This window comes from Pseudoalteromonas sp. S1608 (assembly GCF_005887265.1).
In the GTDB taxonomy this organism is placed as follows: Bacteria; Pseudomonadota; Gammaproteobacteria; order Enterobacterales; family Alteromonadaceae; genus Pseudoalteromonas; species Pseudoalteromonas undina.
The window spans coordinates 18,287-37,079 of sequence record NZ_PNDK01000007.1; the positions used below are offsets into that span (position 1 = coordinate 18,287).

The following is an 18,793-nucleotide window of genomic DNA, read 5'->3' on the forward strand; positions in this document are numbered from 1 at the left end:
ATTAACCTTCTAAAAATGCAATTAATTCAGGGTCAGATACAATGCGGGTAATTAACTGCTCAGTCAACTTATTGAGCTGACCTTCAATTTTTGCCCTATCATGACCAAGTGGACCAGATAAATTAGCATTACCGCTATAAAGCTTACTGAAATTACTGGTAGGGCGAATCACTCGTACTTCAAATTCAATCTTGGCATCACTGGTATGGCTCATTAGCTTTTCTGTAACCACAGCTTGCAGTGCATGAATATCTAACTCAAAGCGCAATTGCGCTAAATTAGAAATGCTAGCGCCATTGCGACTAAGCGCACTGTCTAGCGCACTTTTAACTGACTCAGTAATACCCGTGCTGGCAATGGTTTTTGTTTTGCTTGATTCAATAAGCTTTAAGGTTGCACTGTCACCACGTAAATCAATCACGCTGGTGTTTAAGCTGTTATTGATTGAGCTTATTTGTCCACTTTTATAGACGGGATTGAGAATAAGCTGATTAGGCTGATTGGCACATCCCGAAAAAACCACTAAAGTACAACAGCTCAATAATATCTTTATGAGTTTCATTTATAACGTCCCACTATTTTTAGTTGCGCTGAGTACCACAAACTTTTTATTAGAGCCTAATAAAGTACAGTTACCAAACATACGGTTTAGTTTGTCATGATAATCTAAATGACGATTGCCAATAATACGCAGCTCGCCACCTTCTTTTAATGTGTCTTTTGCTTGTTTAAACATTTGCCACGCGATGTGGTCGGTAACCGCTTGTGCTTGGTGAAATGGCGGATTACACAATACAATATCGGCACTTTCACGTTCAAAGTCAGTTAAACAATCATTCTCTATAAAAGTACATTGTTCAAACTTGTCTTCCATGTTTAATTCAATGTTGAGTCGAGCTGATTCAACCGCCATATACGACTCATCAACAAAGCTAATATGAGCATTAGGACAGCGCGCTAATGTCATTAAGCCAACCACGCCATTACCACAGCCTAAATCAATAATATTTTTTGCTTTATTTGTTTGCGGCAAGTAATTGAAAAAGAAACGTGCGCCAATATCAAGTGAATCACGCGAAAACACATTGGCATGATTACTTATTGTAAAATCAGTGCCTTCAAGTGGCCAGCTGACTGGGAAATCTGCGCCTTTATAACCGCCAGCAGCTTGGCTAATAATTAAACGTGATTTTTTTACTGCAAGACTCGTTTTCGTCTCACCAATAAAGTTTTCAAATGCTTTAATAGTAGAGTTATGCACGTCTTTAGTTTTTGCAGCACCAATAACTGGCGTATCTGGCGCGAGCACCTCGCTTAATTCAGATAGCTGATATTGTAAAAAAGCCAACGTGCGTGGTACTTTTACCAACACTAGGTCTACTTGCTCAGGCAGAGCCGATAAACTATCAAGCTGGCTAAACGCCGTCGTCGCGATTTTGTTTTCCGCTAAGTTATAAGCAGCCGCCTGATGGCTAATATATGAGTCGTTTACTGAACAAACTGTTAATTGTTGCTTGCTAAAGTAACAGCTAAGTGCACCAAAGCTGTCGTTTAAGATCAGTAACGAGCGACAATCAGGGTAGTGTTCATTAACATAGTCAATAAGGTATTCGTCTGCTGAATCCCACGCTTGTAAGCTGCGGTTTTTTTGATCCAAAGGAAAGCGTTCAAGAGTAAAAGTGTTATCGCCGAGCGTAGCTTGCGTAGTCATAATAGTTTAATGATCGGTAATCAAATGATAGGTAAATTCTAACATGCAACCGCCAAACGCCAACCCCCAACTGTTACCAAATGGCTTTTCTTATCAAAGTAAGGTACTTAGCGCACAAAAAAGCCTCGATTTATTTTATTATTTGCAGCAAAACCTAAATTGGCAACAGCCAAACATTACAGTGTTTGGTAAAACGGGGCCAATACCTAGGCTACAATGTTTTATCAGCGAAGAAAATCTTGAGTACGGTTATTCTGGGCATAAACTCGACTTAGAGCCTTGGCCAGACGTATTACTTGCCATGCGAACACGTTTAGAAAATCACCTACAGCAACCATTTAACTCAATTTTGGTTAATTATTATCGGGATGGCCACGATTGTATGGGTTGGCATAGCGATGACGAGGCTGAGCTAGGGCCTGAGCCTACCATAGCGTGTGTGTCGCTTGGTGCAGAACGGTTATTTAAACTTAAACACAAAGTAAGCAACAGCATTACTAACATCAAATTACAAAGTGGTAGTTGTTTAATAATGAGCGGGCAGAGTCAACAAAATTATCAACATGCGTTGCCTAAACAAACAACACTTAAACACCCGCGGATCAGTTTAACGTTTCGCTATATTAATAATGGTTTCAGTTAAATAGCATTAGCCATGGTGTAGCCGCAGTTGTTATAGTAACCATATAACTGAATTTTGAGGATGGTTTTTATGTCAATGCAACAACAAATACGTGACAAGCTAGCAAATGCTATTGCGTGTAAGCATTTAAATGTTATTAACGAAAGCCATATGCACAGTGCGGGGACTGAATCTCACTTTAAAGTGATTGTAGTCAGTGAAGAATTCGCTGGTAAGCGATTATTGCAGCGTCATCGTGAAATTAATGAAATTTTAAAAGATGAGCTGGCAAATCATATTCATGCGCTTGCTATGCACACTTATACTCCTGAGGAATTTACAGAGCACGACGGCGAAGCCCCGCAGTCACCTAATTGCATGGGCGGCTCAAAAGTTGGATAACAGGTAGCTAGAAGGTGGTTTGAGCAGTGCGTAACTGATCAGATCAGTTTTTTTTGTTTTAGCCTTTAAACTAGCGCTAATTTTTATTGTAAAAGATATAGGATGATCAATGGTCATTAAGCCTAAAATTCGCGGATTTATCTGCACCAATGCACACCCAGTTGGCTGTGCAGAGCATGTTCAAGAACAAATTAATTACGTAAAGCAACAAGGGGCATTAAAAAATGCGCCTAAAAATGTATTAGTTATTGGTGCGTCTACAGGTTATGGCCTTGCATCTCGTATTACCGCTGCATTTGGTGGTGGCGCTAAAACATTAGGTGTGTTCTTTGAAAAAGAAGGCACTGAACGTAAAACAGGCTCTGCGGGGTGGTATAACACGGCGGCATTTCAAGCAGCCGCTGAAGCTGAAGGCTTATGGTCTAAAAATATTAATGGTGATGCGTTTTCTAACGAAATCAAACAAAAAACAATCGACACCATTAAAGCTGAATTAGGTAAAGTTGACTGTATTATTTACAGCTTAGCATCACCTCGTCGTACTGATCCAAATACAGGGGAAGTGTTTTCTTCAACACTTAAGCCAATTGGTAATGCGGTAACGACTAAAAACTTAAATACGTCAAAGCGTGAAATTGATGAAGTAACTGTTGAAGCAGCAAACCAAGACGATATCGACAACACCATTAAAGTAATGGGTGGCGAAGACTGGGAAATGTGGATTGACGCCCTTAAAGACGCTGATGTACTAGCAGATAACTTTAAAACAACGGCTTACACATACATTGGTAAAGAACTAACTTGGCCAATATATGGACATGCAACCATAGGTAAGGCAAAAGAAGATCTAGACCGTGCCACTGCAGCTATTAAAGCCGCTACCCAAGATTTAAATGGCGAAGCTTACGTTTCTTCACTTAATGCGGTTGTTACCCAAGCAAGCTCGGCAATCCCAATAATGCCGCTTTACATTTCGGCACTATTTAAAGTGATGAAGGCTGATGGCACTTACGAGGGCACAATTGAGCAAATTCATGCGTTATTTAATGAAAACCTATACGGTGATTCACCACGTTTTGATGAGGGCGGACATTTATTCCAAAACTACAAAGAGCTGGAAGATGACGTTCAAGCACGTGTTCAAACTATTTGGGATAGTGTAGACACAAGTTCAATTGATGAGTTAACGGATTACGTGGGCTACCATAATGAGTTTTTACGCCTATTTGGTTTTGGCATTGATACGGTTGATTACGAGCAAGATGTTAATCCTGTTGCGCCAATTGCAAATATGATTGATTAATCTGTAGCTAGTAATGCAATTTTGAAAAAGTCGCCTAGTGCGACTTTTTTGTTTTTTAGCCTTGATTTGAAAAAAATTTTGCTATTTGTTGGTTTATTTACCACTTTGGTCTAGCTTGTATTTTATTAATTATGAATTACAAAACTAAATAAACGTTTCTCTCGTATAATTTTCATAAATACACTCGCATAGTCAGTCACAATAATGTTAAAATCAAAGCAATATGTGAGGAGTTTTACTGCGCTGCTTGTTTGGTATCTATAGCGAGTCATTTTATAGCTTGCAATAATACAAATAGCGGCGTGGTTGGTACGATTTTTCAGTTTCTTTCCGTTAATGTAGTGCAAGTGCGTATGATCAATATAAAAAAAGGTCTGGATTTACCCTTAGAGGGCGCACCTCAGCAAGTTATTCATGATGGTTCTGCCGTCAAACGTGTAGCTGTGCTAGGTGAAGAGTTTATCGGTATGCGTCCAACCATGCATGTTCGTGTGGATGACCAAGTCAAAAAAGGCCAGGTACTTTTTGAAGATAAAAAGAACCCAGGCGTATTATTTACTGCACCAGCTTCTGGTACAGTAAAAGAAATTAATCGCGGTGCTAAACGTGTTCTGCAATCTGTTGTTATTGAAGTAAACGGCAGTGAGCAAATCACCTTTGGTTCTTTCTCGGAAACTGAGCTTAACAGCTTAGACCGTGAAAAAGCTAAAGAAGTACTAGTTCAATCGGGTCAATGGACAGCACTTCGTGCTCGCCCATTTAGTAAAATAGCGGCGTTGGATGCAAATCCTAGCTCTATTTTTGTGACAGCTATCGATACCAATCCACTTGCTGCAGATCCTGCAGTAGTTATTGCTGAAAATGCGAAAGCGTTTGAAGCAGGTTTGGCTGTTGTGTCACGTTTAACCGATGGCAAAGTATTTGTTTGTAAGCAAGCAGGCAGTCAAGTTCCTAGTTCACCTATTGCTCAAGTAGAAGTACATGAGTTTGGTGGCGTGCACCCAGCTGGCCTTGTTGGCACTCATATCCATCACCTTGACCCAGTATCTGCTAGTAAGCAAGTTTGGCACATTGGTTACCAAGACGTTATTGCGTATGGTCACCTTTTCCTTACTGGTGAAATTTACACAGACCGTGTGATTTCGCTTGCAGGTCCGCGTGTTAAGAATCCTCGTTTAGTGAAAACACAATTAGGTGCTTCATTAGATGACTTAGTAGCAGGTGAATTAGAAGACGGTGATAACCGTGTTATTTCTGGTTCTGTACTTGCAGGTGCTACGTCGTCTGGTGTTCATGCATTCTTAGGCCGTTACCACGTTCAAGTATCTGTATTACTTGAAGGTCGCGAAAAAGAATTGTTTGGCTGGATTGCACCAGGTAGTGATAAATTCTCTGTAACGCGTACATTCTTGTCTCACCTTACACCGAGTCGTTTATTTAAAATGACAACGTCTACGGGCGGTTCAAAACGTGCCATGGTTCCACTTGGAAGCTATGAGCGTGTTATGCCACTTGATATTTTGCCAACGCTTTTATTACGTGACTTATTGTCTCGTGATTTAGACAGTGCAATTTCATTAGGTGCGCTTGAATTAGATGAAGAAGATTTAGCGTTATGCACCTTCGTTTGTCCTGGCAAATACGAGTACGGCGCAGCCCTACGCGATTGCTTAACTACGATCGAGAAGGAAGGCTAAAATGGGCTTAAAAACTTTCTTAGAAGATATCGAACCACATTTTGAACCAGGTGGTAAGCATGAGAAATGGTACGCGCTGTATGAAGCTGCTGCGACTATTTTTTACACGCCAGGTTACGTAAATAAAGGTTCAACTCACGTTCGTGATAACATCGACCTAAAACGCATGATGATTTTAGTGTGGATGGCGACGTTCCCTGCCATGTTCTTTGGTATGTTCAACATTGGTCATCAAGCTGCAATTGCACTTGGTAATGGCTTTGAGCTAGCGAATATTTGGCAAGTAGGTTTATTCCAGTTACTTGGCGGTGAATTAACCGTTGATGCAGGCTGGGGGGCGAAAATGTTCTACGGAGCCTGTTTCTTCCTACCTATTTATGCAACTACCTTTATTGTTGGTGGTTTCTGGGAAGTGTTATTTGCTTCTGTGCGTAAGCATGAAGTTAATGAAGGTTTCTTTGTAACTTCTGTATTGTTTGCATTAATTCTGCCTGCAACGATTCCTTTATGGCAAGTTGCACTAGGTATTACTTTTGGTGTAGTTATCGCAAAAGAAATATTTGGTGGTACAGGCCGTAACTTCTTAAACCCTGCGCTTGCTGGTCGTGCGTTTTTATTCTTCGCATACCCTGCACAAATTTCAGGTGACACAGTATGGACTGCCGTAGATTCATTCTCTGGCGCGACGATGCTTGGTCAAGCGTTTGCTGGTACGTTAAATTACGCGACTGATATTGAGCTTTGGTGGAATGCGTTTTACGGATTCATTCAAGGTTCTATGGGCGAAACGTCTACACTAGCTGTACTTATTGGTGGTTTATTCCTAATTTACGTGCGCATCGCATCTTGGCGTATCGTGCTAGGTGTATTCCTAGGTATGGTAGTAACCTCATCAATACTGAACACCATTGGTTCTGAAACCAATGCAATGTTTGCTATGCCTTGGTACTGGCACATGGTATTGGGTGGTTTTGCATTCGGTATGTTCTTTATGGCAACTGACCCTGTATCTGCTGCATTTACTGATAAAGGTAAATTAGCATACGGTGCGCTTATTGGCTTTATGGTTATCATGATCCGTGTTGTTAACCCTGCATACCCAGAGGGAATCATGCTAGCAATCTTATTTGCTAACTTGTTTGCACCTTTATTCGATCACTTTGTAGTGCAAGCTAATATCAAGCGGAGGTTGGCACGTAATGTCTAGTAATAACGAATCAATTGGCAAAACGCTAGCTGTTGTTGTCTCATTATGTTTAGTGTGTGCAGTTATTGTATCGCTAACATCTGTACAACTACGCCCTCTGCAAAAAGCAAATAAAGCAAAAGATATTCAAAGCAATATCTTAGCTGCTGCTGGTATTGGCAAAGTTGATAACGTTGCAGAAACGTTTGAAGCTAAAATCGAAACCCGCTTTGTTGATATGCAAAGTGGTGAGTTTGCTGAGCCGGTAGAAGATTTTGACTTTGAAAAAAGCAAATACGATGCTGATTTAAGTAAATCTTTAAAAGAGAATGGTATTAAAGACATCGCTGGTATTCAACGTATTACCAAGCGTGCGCCTGTTTATATCTCTAAAAAAGACGATGGCTCTACTGATGCAATCATCCTTCCTATTCAGGGTTATGGTTTATGGGGTTTAATGTACGGTTTTATCTCGCTTGAAAGCGATGGCGAAACTATTAAAGACATCATTTTCTACAAACATAACGAAACACCTGGTTTAGGTGGTGAAATTCAAAACCCACAGTGGACTGCAACGTGGGAAGGTAAAGAGTTACCAATCCAAATAGTTAAAGGGACTGCAGCCGGTGATGAGCATAAGATCGACGGTCTTTCAGGTGCTACATTAACGTCTAATGGTGTTGACCATGCAGTTGATTTTTGGACTGGCGAAAATGGCTTTGGCCCTTTCCTTGCGAAAGTACGTAAAGGAGCATTGAACTAATGGCTGATACTAAAGAAATGAAGGCGGTCCTATTTGGTCCAGTTTTCGCTAACAACCCAATCGCATTACAAGTACTTGGTATTTGTTCTGCGCTAGCGGTAACGTCTAGCTTAAAAAATGCATTAATCATGTCAATTGCATTGACCTTGGTAACTGCATTCTCTAGCCTTTTTATCTCGACTATTCGTAACCATATCCCATCATCAGTACGTATCATCGTACAGATGACGATTATTGCATCATTAGTAATCGTGGTTGACCAAGTACTACAAGCTTTCTCTTACGCTACGGCAAAAGAGTTATCAGTATTCGTTGGTCTAATCATTACTAACTGTATCGTAATGGGTCGTGCTGAAGCTTATGCAATGAAGTCGCCGCCATTAATGTCTTTCCTTGATGGTATAGGTAATGGCTTAGGTTACTCTGTAGTGTTACTTACTGTTGGCTTTATTCGTGAGTTATTCGGTAAAGGTTCACTATTCGGTGTTGATATTATTCCATTAGTACAAAATGGTGGTTGGTACCAACCTATGGGTCTATTGATCTTACCACCGAGTGCATTCTTCATCATTGGTTTATTCATTTGGGTACTTCGTACTTATAAGAAAGACCAAGTAGAAGCTAAAGCGTAAGGGGCGATAAGTGGAACATTATATTAGTTTATTTGTAAAAGCCGTTTTTATTGAAAACTTAGCGTTAGCATTCTTCCTAGGTATGTGTACTTTCTTAGCCGTGTCTAAAAAAGTAACTACATCAATTGGCCTAGGTGTAGCGGTTATTGTTGTATTAGGTATTTCAGTACCGGTTAACAACTTGGTTTATCATGCGGTATTAGCACCAGGTTCACTAGAGTGGCTTGGTTACCCAGAAGCAGATCTTAGCTTTTTACGTTTCTTAACTTTCATTGGTGTTATTGCAGCACTAGTGCAAATTCTTGAAATGGCATTAGATAAGTTCTTCCCACCGCTTTACAACGCATTAGGTATTTTCTTACCACTAATCACAGTTAACTGTGCAATTTTTGGTGCGGTAGCCTTCATGGTTGAGCGTAACTATAACTTCGGCGAGTCTGTTGTTTATGGTATTGGCGCTGGTGTGGGTTGGGCGCTTGCAATTACATTACTTGCAGGTATCCGTGAGAAAATGAAGTATTCAGACGTACCAGATGGTTTACGTGGTTTAGGTATTACCTTCATCACTGTTGGCTTGATGGGTCTTGGCTTTATGTCATTCTCTGGTATTTCACTGTAATAATAGCGAGGTCAATCATGGATATTTTCTTAGGCGTTGGTGTTTTTATCGCTATCGTTGTAATACTAGTTTTAATCATCATTGGTGCTAAATCTAAGCTAGTTGCAAGCGGTGATATCATCATCGGCATTAATGGCGATGCAGACAAAGCCATTAAAACATCAGCAGGTAGTAAGCTATTAGGTGCACTATCTGAGTCAGGTATTTTCGTATCTTCTGCATGTGGTGGCGGTGGCTCTTGTGGCCAGTGTCGCGTACACATTAAAGAAGGCGGCGGTGATATTCTGCCAACTGAACTTGACCACATCTCTAAAGGTGAAGCACGTGAAGGTTGTCGCCTAGCGTGTCAGGTTAATGTTAAAAACGACATGGAAATTGAACTTGAAGAGTCAATTTTCGGTGTTAAAAAATGGGATTGTGAAGTTATCTCTAACGATAACAAAGCGACGTTCATTAAAGAACTTAAGCTACAAATTCCTGATGGCGAGTCAGTGCCGTTTCGTGCGGGTGGTTACATCCAGATCGAAGCGCCAGCTCACCATGTTAAATATGCAGATTTCGATATTCCTGAAGAGTATCGTGGCGATTGGAACCATTTTGGTTTCTTCGATCTGGAGTCAAAAGTAGACGAAGAAACAATTCGTGCTTACTCAATGGCTAACTATCCAGAAGAAGAAGGCATCATCATGCTTAACGTGCGTATCGCTACGCCGCCGCCAAGAAACCTAAGCCTACCATGTGGTAAAATGTCTTCGTACATTTGGTCACTTAAAGAAGGCGATAAAGTAACTATTTCTGGTCCATTTGGTGAGTTCTTCGCTAAAGACACAGACGCTGAAATGGTATTCGTAGGTGGTGGTGCAGGTATGGCACCAATGCGTTCACATATCTTTGACCAACTTAAGCGTTTAAACTCTAAACGTAAAATTAGTTTCTGGTATGGTGCGCGTTCTAAACGTGAAATGTTCTATGTTGAAGATTTTGACGGCCTAGCTGAGCAAAACGAAAACTTCGTTTGGCACACAGCGCTTTCAGATCCGCAACCAGAAGATAACTGGGAAGGCTACACAGGCTTTATCCATAACGTGTTATTTGAGAACTATCTTAAAGATCACGAAGCGCCTGAAGATTGTGAGTTCTACATGTGTGGTCCTCCAATGATGAATGCGGCTGTTATCACTATGCTTAAAGACTTAGGTGTTGAAGAAGAAAACATCTTACTAGATGATTTCGGTGGCTAATACCCAAACTGATTAAATTTAGTTAAAATACCAGCCTCGTCGCATTTTATGTGACGAGGCTTTTTTATATTAATTTTTAACCTATTAAGTAGGGTTGTTATGAACAAAGTAAATACTCCCCAGGGCATAATCGCCTTATTTATAATCACGCTGACTTTACTATTATCTGGATGTGGAAAATCAGTCCCAGAGGAAACCTACTTAGAAGGTAAAACGATGGGTACAACTTACCACATTAAGTTTTACGCTGAGCAAGTTGACCCTCAAGCAGTACAAGCAGAAATCGATGCGGTTTTAGTTGATATCAACCAGTCTATGTCGACCTATATCGAAGAGTCAGAAATAAACACCTTTAACCGTTTAGATGCCAACGAAGTAATGCCAATCAGTGATGACTTCAGGGCAGTTATTAGTGAATCTATGCGTATAGGTAATTCAACTAAGACCCTAGATGTGACTATGGGGCCGTTGATAGATTTATGGGGGTTTGGCCCAGATAAAAAACCAACAAAGCGCCCAACGAATGAAGCTCTGGCAAATATGATCAATAACATTGGTATAGATAAGCTGGTCCTTAACGAGCAAGGCTTAGCAAAAACGATGGCTGATTTAGAGTTGTCGTTTTCAGCTACAGCAAAAGGATATGGTATTGATAAAGTGGCTGAGCTATTACAAAGCAAAGGCATTACAGATTACATGGTTGAAATTGGCGGGGAGTTACGTATTGCTGGTACAAAACCAGACAATCAAGCATGGCGAATAGCAATTGAACAACCTGATGCAAACCCAGGTGAGCGAAAAGTACACCGTGTACTTGCACCAGGCAATAACGGTATTGCCACCTCAGGTGATTATCGAATCTTTTATACAATGGATGGCGAAACCTATACTCACCTTATTGATCCTATGACAGGGATGCCAATTAAGCATGACTTAGTTTCTGTTACAGTTTTACACCCTAGCGCTATGACGGCCGACGGTTTAGCGACTGCTTTAACGGTTATGGGAATGGAAAAAGCACAACGTTATGCGCAGCAGCATGATTTACCAGTGTATTTAATTGCTAAATCGCCTGATGGTTTAGTCACTTATTCAAGTCCTGCGTTTAAGCCATATTTATAGTCTTTAGGTTTATATCCTTAGCATGAGGGTATATAATATACGGAGCTCAAATACGCTATTTGAGCTCATTTTATTGCTGAACAATAGGGGCTAAGCAATGTCACTTTTTTTTCTAACCTTTGGCTTACTTATTTTAATTGTCGCTGCTATGGCGATAGGCATGATAGTTCAAAGAAAATCGATGGCGAGTAGCTGCGGAGGCTTAGGCTCTGTAGGTATTGATAAAGCATGTGATTGCGATGATCCATGCGATAAACGCAAAAAGCGTCTAGCCAAAGAGCAAGTATGGAAAGAAAACCAAATTCTTTAAATAGATTTATTTCTGTTTAAACAAAAAACCTCTCGTAGCTCACTACGGGAGGTTTTTTATTTATATCGCCATAAATAAATCATCAGCTGATAAAATAATCGTGTTTTTATCTTGAACAGAAAACTCTCTTTGTTATACTCATGCCCGAACTTTCAGTAAGTTTTGAAAGTTCTATTGATGCGGATCAATTCTAGCTTAGCCAAATAGTGCTAATGCGTTGAGACTGTATTTCATGTCACTGTATAAGGCTTTACGGCTGCAACCTGTTTTTGTTGCCACGGTGTATGCCAAATTTTGTTATTAGTCATTTTAATAGGTGAATGTTTTTGAACTCATTTTCTTTGTTTCATACCAGCGCTTTGCTTACCTTAGGTAAGTCAGTGTTGCATGAGCGCTTTAAAAAAGCGAAAAGAGGTGTGAGTGTGGCTATAACATTATTAGTTTTTAATGCCGTTATGTTGCTTAGTGGCGCTATTGAGGATGCCTTTAGGCTTGAAGCATTGGTGAGTGATGGTTTATTTATAGAGCCATTATTACTGACCATTGCCGAATTTTTAGCTCATCCCATCTTATCGTGTCAGTTACTTATTGGCCTTTGTTGGCTATTGTTCCACATGTTTCCAGCGCGTCGTGCTGGAATAATCCTCCGTAAAGCAGCCTTTGCTTTTAGCGAGGCTAAAGTTCAGCAACCCGTGCAAGCTGCACATGGCTGTCGTGCTCCACCTAGCTTTACAGGTTGTCTGTTTACCCATTAATTTTATGGGTATAGGTTACACCTGTGGTATCTAGTTATTTATTCTTGCTGTAAATATCGATTACTTTCAATGTAGCTTAGTGTTTTACACACTCTCAGCCAACCACACCTCACCCAAGTTAATTTTTATTGCGTTTTTTTAATGTGTTTAAAAAAGCTGGGTTGGTTCTGCTAGGTGTTTTTTATTAAGCCAGTGGTCAATACTTCATGCTTGCATTCGCTCTGCATTATTTTTAATTCAATCTTAATTAACTTGGGTTTTTATCAAATATCGTTGCTAAATATTTTTGGCAGCTAATAAAAACTCTTTAGGTTTTAGGATAGTCCCTTGTTAATTCGTAACCTTTTTAATATTGCTTTAGCTAGTATGGCGCTGATTTTATCAGGCTGTAATGGCGGGGTACTCGACCCAAAAGGGCAGATAGGTATTGATGAGAAAAATCTGATCATCATCGCCACTGTGCTTATGTTGTTAGTTGTGATCCCCGTTATTGTGATGACTTTATATTTTGCTTGGAAATACAGAGACACACAAAACCATGAAATTTACGCACCAAAATGGGCTCACTCTAATAAGATTGAGGCTGTTGTATGGGCGGTTCCTATTGTTATTGTTGTTATTTTAGGTGTGATCACCTGGCAATCAACTCAAGAGCTTGACCCTTATAAACCGATAGAGGGTAAAGGTGAACACTTAACTGTTGAAGTGGTATCACTTAATTGGAAGTGGTTATTTATTTATCCTGAGCAAGGTATTGCTACGGTAAACGAATTGGTATTTCCTGCTAATGTTCCGGTTGAATACAAAATTACATCAGAAAGTACCATGAACTCGTTTTTCATCCCCCAGTTAGGTAGTCAAATTTACTCAATGGCGGGTATGGAAACTAAGCTACATTTAATTGCTAATGAGCCAGGCACGTTTAAAGGCTTTTCGGCTAATTACAGTGGTGCGGGTTTTACTGGTATGAAATTTAATGCCATCGCAACGCCAACAAAAGCTGACTTTAACCAGTGGGTTGAACAGGTTAAAACCAACGCTAATAGCCTTACTCATGCCAATTATGTTGAGCTTGCCAAAGCGAGTGAAAATAATCCCGTCGCTTATTATGGCAAGGTTGATGACGGTTTATTCCATACCATAGTGATGAAATACATGCAGGCGCATGGCGATATGAACAAAAAACATCACTCGATGGGTAAACATCAGCAGATGAGTAATGAGCATCAGGCAATGGGTAATCATTCAATGCCATCATCACACAGCCAGGGCGAGGAATAATCATGTCGTTTTTAGGTAAATTATCTATAGATGCAATTCCGTTTCATGAACCTATTATCATGGTTACCATGGCGGTGATTGCTGTTGTCGGGCTTATTATAGCTGGGCTAATAACAAAATATAAAAAATGGGGTGTGCTTTGGCGTGACTGGATCACCTCGGTTGATCACAAACGCCTAGGCGTTATGTACATTTTATTAGCGCTAATCATGCTGTTTCGTGGTTTTTCTGATGCCATTATGATGCGTGCGCAGTTGGCGCTTGCTACCAGTGGTGCGCCAGGTTACCTGCCGCCAGAACATTACGACCAAATATTCACCGCCCATGGCGTTATTATGATCATCTTTATGGCAATGCCATTTATGATTGGTTTAATGAATATTGTTGTACCACTGCAAATTGGTGCTCGCGATGTGGCTTTTCCATTTTTAAATAATTTAAGTTTTTGGTTTACTGCAAGTGGCGCCATTTTAATAAATTTATCACTTATATTTGGTGAATTTGCTAAAACAGGCTGGGTTGCTTACCCACCGCTGTCGGAGTTGACCTTTAGCCCTGGGGTGGGGGTCGATTATTATATTTGGGCCTTGCAAATATCGGGGCTCGGTACGCTATTAACCGCTGTTAACTTCCTAGTGACAGTATTTAAAATGCGTGCCCCTGGTATGACACTGATGAAAATGCCAATTTTCACATGGGCATGTACCTGGGCAAATATCTTAATTGCAGCATCATTTCCAATTTTAACCGCAGTGCTGGCCATGCTAACGCTAGACCGTTATTTAGATTTCCACTTCTTCACTAATGAAGCCGGCGGTAACGCCATGATGTATATCAACCTGTTTTGGGCATGGGGTCACCCAGAGGTATACATTTTAGTATTACCAGCTTTTGGTATTTTTTCTGAAATAGTGTCGACCTTCACTGGTAAACGTTTATTTGGTTATAAATCGATGGTATATGCCAGCGGTGCCATTTCTATTCTAGGCTTTATTGTATGGTTACACCACTTCTTTACTATGGGCTCAAGCGCCAATGTAAATGCCTTCTTTGGGGTGATGACCATGGTCATAGCTGTGCCTACTGGGGTTAAGTTATTTAGTTGGTTGTTTACTATTTACCGAGGCCGTTTGCGCATTACTGTTCCCGTACTGTGGACGCTTGGTTTTATGATTACCTTTAGTATTGGTGGTATGACGGGGGTATTACTGGCAATCCCTGGTGCCGATTATGTATTGCATAACAGCTTATTCTTAATCGCTCATTTCCATAACACCATCATTGGTGGCGCAGTATTTGGCTACTTAGCCGGCTTTGTTTTTTGGTTTCCAAAAGCAATGGGCTTTAAGCTTGATGAGCGTTGGGGTAAAGCGTCATTTTGGTGTTGGTTAATCGGTTTTTTCGTAGCCTTTATGCCATTGTACGTACTCGGCTTTTTGGGCATGACGCGTCGCTTAAACCACTCTAATAATCCTGATTGGAATATCTGGCTCTATATTGCTGCAGTGGGGGCCGTGATTATTATGTTCGGTATTATTTGCCAAATTATTCAGCTATATGTGAGCTTTAAAAACCGCGAAGCGCTTGATGATACCACTGGCGATCCTTGGAACGGTCACACCCTTGAATGGTCAACGTCATCACCACCGCAATACTATAACTTTGCTGAAATCCCGCATGTTGATGATATTGATACATGGACTGATATGAAAGAAAAAGGCCTAGCTTATCAAGGTAAATCTAGCTATAGCCCAATTCATATGCCAAAAAATACCGCATCGGGTGTGCTTATTGCTGCGAGTTTAACGGCGTTTTGTTTTGCCATGATCTGGCATATTTGGTGGCTAGCAGGGCTTGGTTTTATTGGCGCGATTGCGCTGTTTATTAACCGTGCTTACACCAGTGATGTAGATTACTACGTGCAAAACGATGAAATATTACAAATTGAAGGCGCGCATATTGCCAGTAACACGAAGGAGGTAAGCGCATGAGTACGTTATCTGCAACTCAAGGCCATGTAAATTTAGAGCCTCATAGCGTAAGTCATACGCATGAACATCACGATACCTCAGGCGATACAATCTTTGGCTTTTGGCTTTATTTAATGACCGATTGCCTTTTATTTGCCTCATTTTTTGCAACCTACGCAGTGCTTTATATGAACACCGCAGGCGGTGTATCGGGCAAAGATATTTTTGAGCTTGATTTTGTTGCCGTTGAAACTGCGGCGCTACTTATAAGTAGTATTACTTTTGGTTTTGCCATGATTGCCGCTCAAGGGCAAAAAAAGGCGCTGACGCTTGGTTGGCTCGCGGTCACTTTTTGTTTAGGCGCGGTGTTTATTGGTATGGAAATTTATGAGTTTCATCATTTAATTGTTCATGGCAATGGCCCACAGCAAAGTGCTTTTTTAACATCGTTTTTCTCATTAGTGGGCTTGCATGGTTTACATGTAACTGCAGGCCTTATCTGGATGAGCATAATGATGATTGAGGTGATTAAGCGCGGTTTATGTAAACAAACCGTCACGCGCTTAAGTTGCTTAAGCTTATTTTGGCACTTTTTAGATATTGTGTGGATTTGTGTATTTACCGTTGTTTATTTAATGGGGGCAATGTAATGAGCCATAGCGAAACACATGCTTTAGAGCAAATGCAAAGCCAACATCATGATCAGTCACATGGTAGTGTTAAAACATACCTGATTGGCTTTGTCTTATCTATGATTTTAACGGCCATTCCATTTTGGATGGTGATGGAGGGCGACTTTTCAAAGGTCACCACACTCTGGAGTATCGTTACTTTAGCAATCGTGCAAATTTGGGTGCATTTAAAATACTTTTTACACCTTAATTTCACCACTGATGAAGGTAAAGCAAATACCTTTACCTTCTTGTTTAGCGCGTTGATCATCGTCATGGTGGTTGGACTGTCTGTTTGGATCATTTATGAATCAAACGCAATGATGATGTATTAGAGGTTTCAGATGTTTCGTCGTTATTTAGCTGTTACTAAGCCAGGTATTATTATGGGGAATTTGATCAGCGTTGCCGGTGGTTTTTTACTCGCCGCCCGCGGTGATATAGACCCATGGTTAATGTTGGTTACCTTGGTTGGTTTATCGCTTGTTGTTGCATCGGGATGTGCCATAAACAATGTTATTGATAGAGACATTGATGTTGCCATGGCGCGTACTCGCTCACGTGTGACTGTAACGGGCGAAATGTCTGCAAAAGCCGCTTTAAGTCATGGCGTGTTATTAGGGCTAATTGGCTTTGGCTTATTAATCGCCTTTACCACTCAAGCGGCGGTATTTTTTGCCGCCTTTGGCTATGTCATCTATGTAGGGGTTTACAGCCTCTACATGAAACGCAACTCTGTTTACGGCACCTTTATTGGTAGTCTGTCGGGCGCAGTTCCACCTGTTGTTGGCTATTGCGCCGTTACGGGTGTGTTCGATATGGGCGCATTAATACTGCTGGTGATGTTTAGTTTGTGGCAAATGCCGCACTCATATGCGATTGCTATTTTTCGCTTTAAGGATTACCAAGCCGCTAATATTCCAGTATTGCCCGTGGCGCAAGGTGTTAATAAAGCTAAGCGCCATATTGTGCTTTATATTGCAGTATATGCTTTAGTGGTGATGCTATTGCCAATTAGTGGTTATACCGGTGCTGCCTTTATGGCCGTTGCCTGTATCACCAGTTTTTGGTGGTTACTCATGGCACTTAGAGGGTATCGCTACAACATAGACACCACCCGTTGGGCACGCCAAGTGTTTGCGTTTTCAATTATTAATATTACCGCTTTGAGTATTGCCATGGCGGTAGATTATCAAACAATTGCGCCACAGTTAGTGGCGCTAAACTGATCTTATCTGATCAATGAACCGAGTTAATTCCCAAAGTTAACCAAAGGCTCTGAGCATTGCGAGGAGCCTTTTTTCATTCCTAAAACAAGGCCGCTATTGAGTGCTTATTGGCATCTACCAGACTTTGTTTTATTTTATTTCTTGTAGCGGCTGATTTATTTTGACTGAGTTTGAAGTTACCTTGCCAGTGAATTGGCGTAAGCTCTATAAAACTCAGGTGTTGATACATTGTATTGCGATGCTGCTCAGGCACTTCATCAATTTTCCACTCAGGCTCAAATGTTTTCTCAAAATGACTAGTAAGGGTTCGCATTACGAGATCTTTTTTTAGCTCATCTTTAATAATATGTACTTTTGCAGTCACTAACACCGATGCGTAAAGCCAGCTAGGCAATGTTTGATTATCCGCATAGGAGGGTGATAAATAGCAATTGTCACTATTAAAGAGTAAATTCACCTGTTTATTATCAAGCTTTGATAGTGGATTATGCTTTGCTACATGTGCAATAAACATATTTTCTAAAGAGTTGAATAACATAGGTACATGACAAATGTTATTTAATTGACTATTTGAGCAGGGCATAAAAATTGTTGCTAATGGAAAGTTATTAATAAGCGCATGCAATTGCTCGGTATTTTTTTGCATAAAGTGCTCGGGTGGGTACATTATAATTGCTCCTCAAGTCGTAGCTTTATAGCTGGCCATTGTTCGTCAATAATGCTGAATTTTGCGGTGTTGCGATATGAACCATCTTCTAGGCGTCGGTCTTTTTGGGCGATTCCTTCAAACTTAGCGCCTAAACGGGCAATTGCATTGCGTGATTGTTGATTGTGCTCATGGGTATTAAAGCTAATCCGTATTAAATTAAGTTGATTAAATGCATATCTCAGAAGTAAATATTTTGCATGCGTATTTACGTATGTCCGCTGTGCAGTGAAGCTAATAAAGGTATGGCCAATTTCAGCGCTTAAGTTGTCACTGTCTAACCTAAATAAACGGGTTGTGCCAACAACTTGCTGTGAATGTTTATCAATAATGGCAAATACCACTTGCTCGTTTTGATTAAACTGCGCGCTATTTGTAAACCATTGCTCCAACTTAACTTGAGTTTGTGCGTAATTACTTAATACCCACTGCCAAATTTGTGGATGTTTACCTGCTTGATATAGACCCTCGAGATGTTTGAGTTTAAGTGGCTCTAAGGCAACCTTGTTGGTTTGATGAATTTGCGTTGTGAACATTATAAGCCCCATATTTTGCTATTTATTCATAACAAAT

Annotated in this window: 21 protein-coding genes; 17 read left to right on the forward strand and 4 right to left on the reverse strand. The window is 40.5% G+C overall.

Annotation, left to right across the window (positions count from 1 at the left end; translation table 11 throughout):
- Position 1 precedes the first annotated feature (1 nt).
- A complete protein-coding gene (locus CWB75_RS03900; protein ID WP_138569944.1) occupies positions 2 to 562 on the reverse strand; it encodes a YajG family lipoprotein in 561 nt (186 codons plus the stop codon).
- Positions 563 to 1,711 (reverse strand): methyltransferase, encoded by a 1,149-nt coding sequence (locus CWB75_RS03905; RefSeq protein WP_008111883.1) that lies wholly within the window; start codon positions 1,709 to 1,711, stop codon positions 563 to 565.
- Positions 1,712 to 1,754: 43 nt separating this feature from the next.
- On the opposite strand from CWB75_RS03905, the gene CWB75_RS03910 reads away from it, so the two are divergent.
- From CWB75_RS03910 to cyoE, 17 genes are all read left to right on the forward strand, one after another.
- Positions 1,755 to 2,354 carry an alpha-ketoglutarate-dependent dioxygenase AlkB family protein gene (locus tag CWB75_RS03910; RefSeq protein ID WP_138569945.1) on the forward strand — a complete coding sequence of 200 codons (600 nt, stop codon included), beginning with the start codon at positions 1,755 to 1,757 and terminating at the stop codon, positions 2,352 to 2,354.
- A gap of 69 nt (positions 2,355 to 2,423) precedes the next feature.
- A complete protein-coding gene (locus CWB75_RS03915) occupies positions 2,424 to 2,735 on the forward strand; it encodes a BolA family protein (protein WP_010391086.1) in 312 nt (103 codons plus the stop codon).
- A 109-nt stretch (positions 2,736 to 2,844) separates the two neighbouring features.
- A complete protein-coding gene (gene fabV / locus CWB75_RS03920; protein ID WP_010391087.1) occupies positions 2,845 to 4,038 on the forward strand; it encodes an enoyl-ACP reductase FabV in 1,194 nt (397 codons plus the stop codon).
- Positions 4,039 to 4,391: 353 nt separating this feature from the next.
- Positions 4,392 to 5,735 (forward strand): Na(+)-translocating NADH-quinone reductase subunit A, encoded by a 1,344-nt coding sequence (locus CWB75_RS03925; protein WP_054202028.1) that lies wholly within the window; start codon positions 4,392 to 4,394, stop codon positions 5,733 to 5,735.
- A gap of 1 nt (position 5,736) precedes the next feature.
- Positions 5,737 to 6,942, forward strand: coding sequence for an NADH:ubiquinone reductase (Na(+)-transporting) subunit B (locus CWB75_RS03930; protein WP_008111893.1), 1,206 nt, complete (start codon positions 5,737 to 5,739; stop codon positions 6,940 to 6,942).
- A complete protein-coding gene (locus CWB75_RS03935) occupies positions 6,935 to 7,684 on the forward strand; it encodes a Na(+)-translocating NADH-quinone reductase subunit C (RefSeq protein ID WP_024601889.1) in 750 nt (249 codons plus the stop codon). The genes CWB75_RS03930 and CWB75_RS03935 overlap by 8 nt, the downstream gene beginning before the upstream one ends.
- Positions 7,684 to 8,316, forward strand: a complete 633-nt coding sequence (locus CWB75_RS03940; protein WP_006791491.1) for an NADH:ubiquinone reductase (Na(+)-transporting) subunit D — start codon at positions 7,684 to 7,686, stop codon at positions 8,314 to 8,316. Before CWB75_RS03935 ends, CWB75_RS03940 begins: the two co-directional genes overlap by 1 nt.
- Before the next feature lie 10 nt (positions 8,317 to 8,326).
- A complete protein-coding gene (gene nqrE, locus CWB75_RS03945) occupies positions 8,327 to 8,935 on the forward strand; it encodes an NADH:ubiquinone reductase (Na(+)-transporting) subunit E (protein ID WP_006791490.1) in 609 nt (202 codons plus the stop codon).
- 17 nt (positions 8,936 to 8,952) lie between these two features.
- Positions 8,953 to 10,176 (forward strand): NADH:ubiquinone reductase (Na(+)-transporting) subunit F, encoded by a 1,224-nt coding sequence (gene nqrF, locus CWB75_RS03950; protein WP_008111899.1) that lies wholly within the window; start codon positions 8,953 to 8,955, stop codon positions 10,174 to 10,176.
- A gap of 99 nt (positions 10,177 to 10,275) precedes the next feature.
- The gene (locus tag CWB75_RS03955) at positions 10,276 to 11,298 is read left to right on the forward strand and encodes an FAD:protein FMN transferase (protein ID WP_054202029.1); all 1,023 of its coding nucleotides are present in this window, start codon (positions 10,276 to 10,278) and stop codon (positions 11,296 to 11,298) included.
- Positions 11,299 to 11,395: 97 nt separating this feature from the next.
- Entirely contained in the window at positions 11,396 to 11,608 is a 213-nt protein-coding gene (gene nqrM, locus CWB75_RS03960; RefSeq protein WP_010391098.1) for a (Na+)-NQR maturation NqrM, read from the forward strand.
- A gap of 326 nt (positions 11,609 to 11,934) precedes the next feature.
- Positions 11,935 to 12,363, forward strand: coding sequence for a hypothetical protein (locus CWB75_RS03965; RefSeq protein ID WP_138569946.1), 429 nt, complete (start codon positions 11,935 to 11,937; stop codon positions 12,361 to 12,363).
- A gap of 327 nt (positions 12,364 to 12,690) precedes the next feature.
- Entirely contained in the window at positions 12,691 to 13,644 is a 954-nt protein-coding gene (cyoA, locus tag CWB75_RS03970; RefSeq protein ID WP_138569947.1) for a ubiquinol oxidase subunit II, read from the forward strand.
- A 2-nt stretch (positions 13,645 to 13,646) separates the two neighbouring features.
- Positions 13,647 to 15,635, forward strand: coding sequence for a cytochrome o ubiquinol oxidase subunit I (gene cyoB / locus CWB75_RS03975; protein WP_138569948.1), 1,989 nt, complete (start codon positions 13,647 to 13,649; stop codon positions 15,633 to 15,635).
- Positions 15,632 to 16,264: a cytochrome o ubiquinol oxidase subunit III gene (cyoC, locus tag CWB75_RS03980; protein ID WP_138569949.1), complete on the forward strand. Its 633-nt coding sequence runs from the start codon at positions 15,632 to 15,634 to the stop codon at positions 16,262 to 16,264. The genes cyoB and cyoC overlap by 4 nt, the downstream gene beginning before the upstream one ends.
- Positions 16,264 to 16,620: a cytochrome o ubiquinol oxidase subunit IV gene (gene cyoD, locus CWB75_RS03985; protein WP_138569950.1), complete on the forward strand. Its 357-nt coding sequence runs from the start codon at positions 16,264 to 16,266 to the stop codon at positions 16,618 to 16,620. The genes cyoC and cyoD overlap by 1 nt, the downstream gene beginning before the upstream one ends.
- A 9-nt stretch (positions 16,621 to 16,629) precedes the next feature.
- Positions 16,630 to 17,514 (forward strand): heme o synthase, encoded by an 885-nt coding sequence (gene cyoE, locus CWB75_RS03990; RefSeq protein WP_008111919.1) that lies wholly within the window; start codon positions 16,630 to 16,632, stop codon positions 17,512 to 17,514.
- A gap of 79 nt (positions 17,515 to 17,593) precedes the next feature.
- Here cyoE and CWB75_RS03995 read toward each other — a convergent pair whose 3' ends face one another.
- Positions 17,594 to 18,181, reverse strand: a complete 588-nt coding sequence (locus CWB75_RS03995) for an FMN-binding negative transcriptional regulator (RefSeq protein ID WP_138569951.1) — start codon at positions 18,179 to 18,181, stop codon at positions 17,594 to 17,596.
- Positions 18,181 to 18,756, reverse strand: a complete 576-nt coding sequence (locus tag CWB75_RS04000) for a GNAT family N-acetyltransferase (protein ID WP_138569952.1) — start codon at positions 18,754 to 18,756, stop codon at positions 18,181 to 18,183. Before CWB75_RS04000 ends, CWB75_RS03995 begins: the two co-directional genes overlap by 1 nt.
- Positions 18,757 to 18,793: the final 37 nt, after the last annotated feature.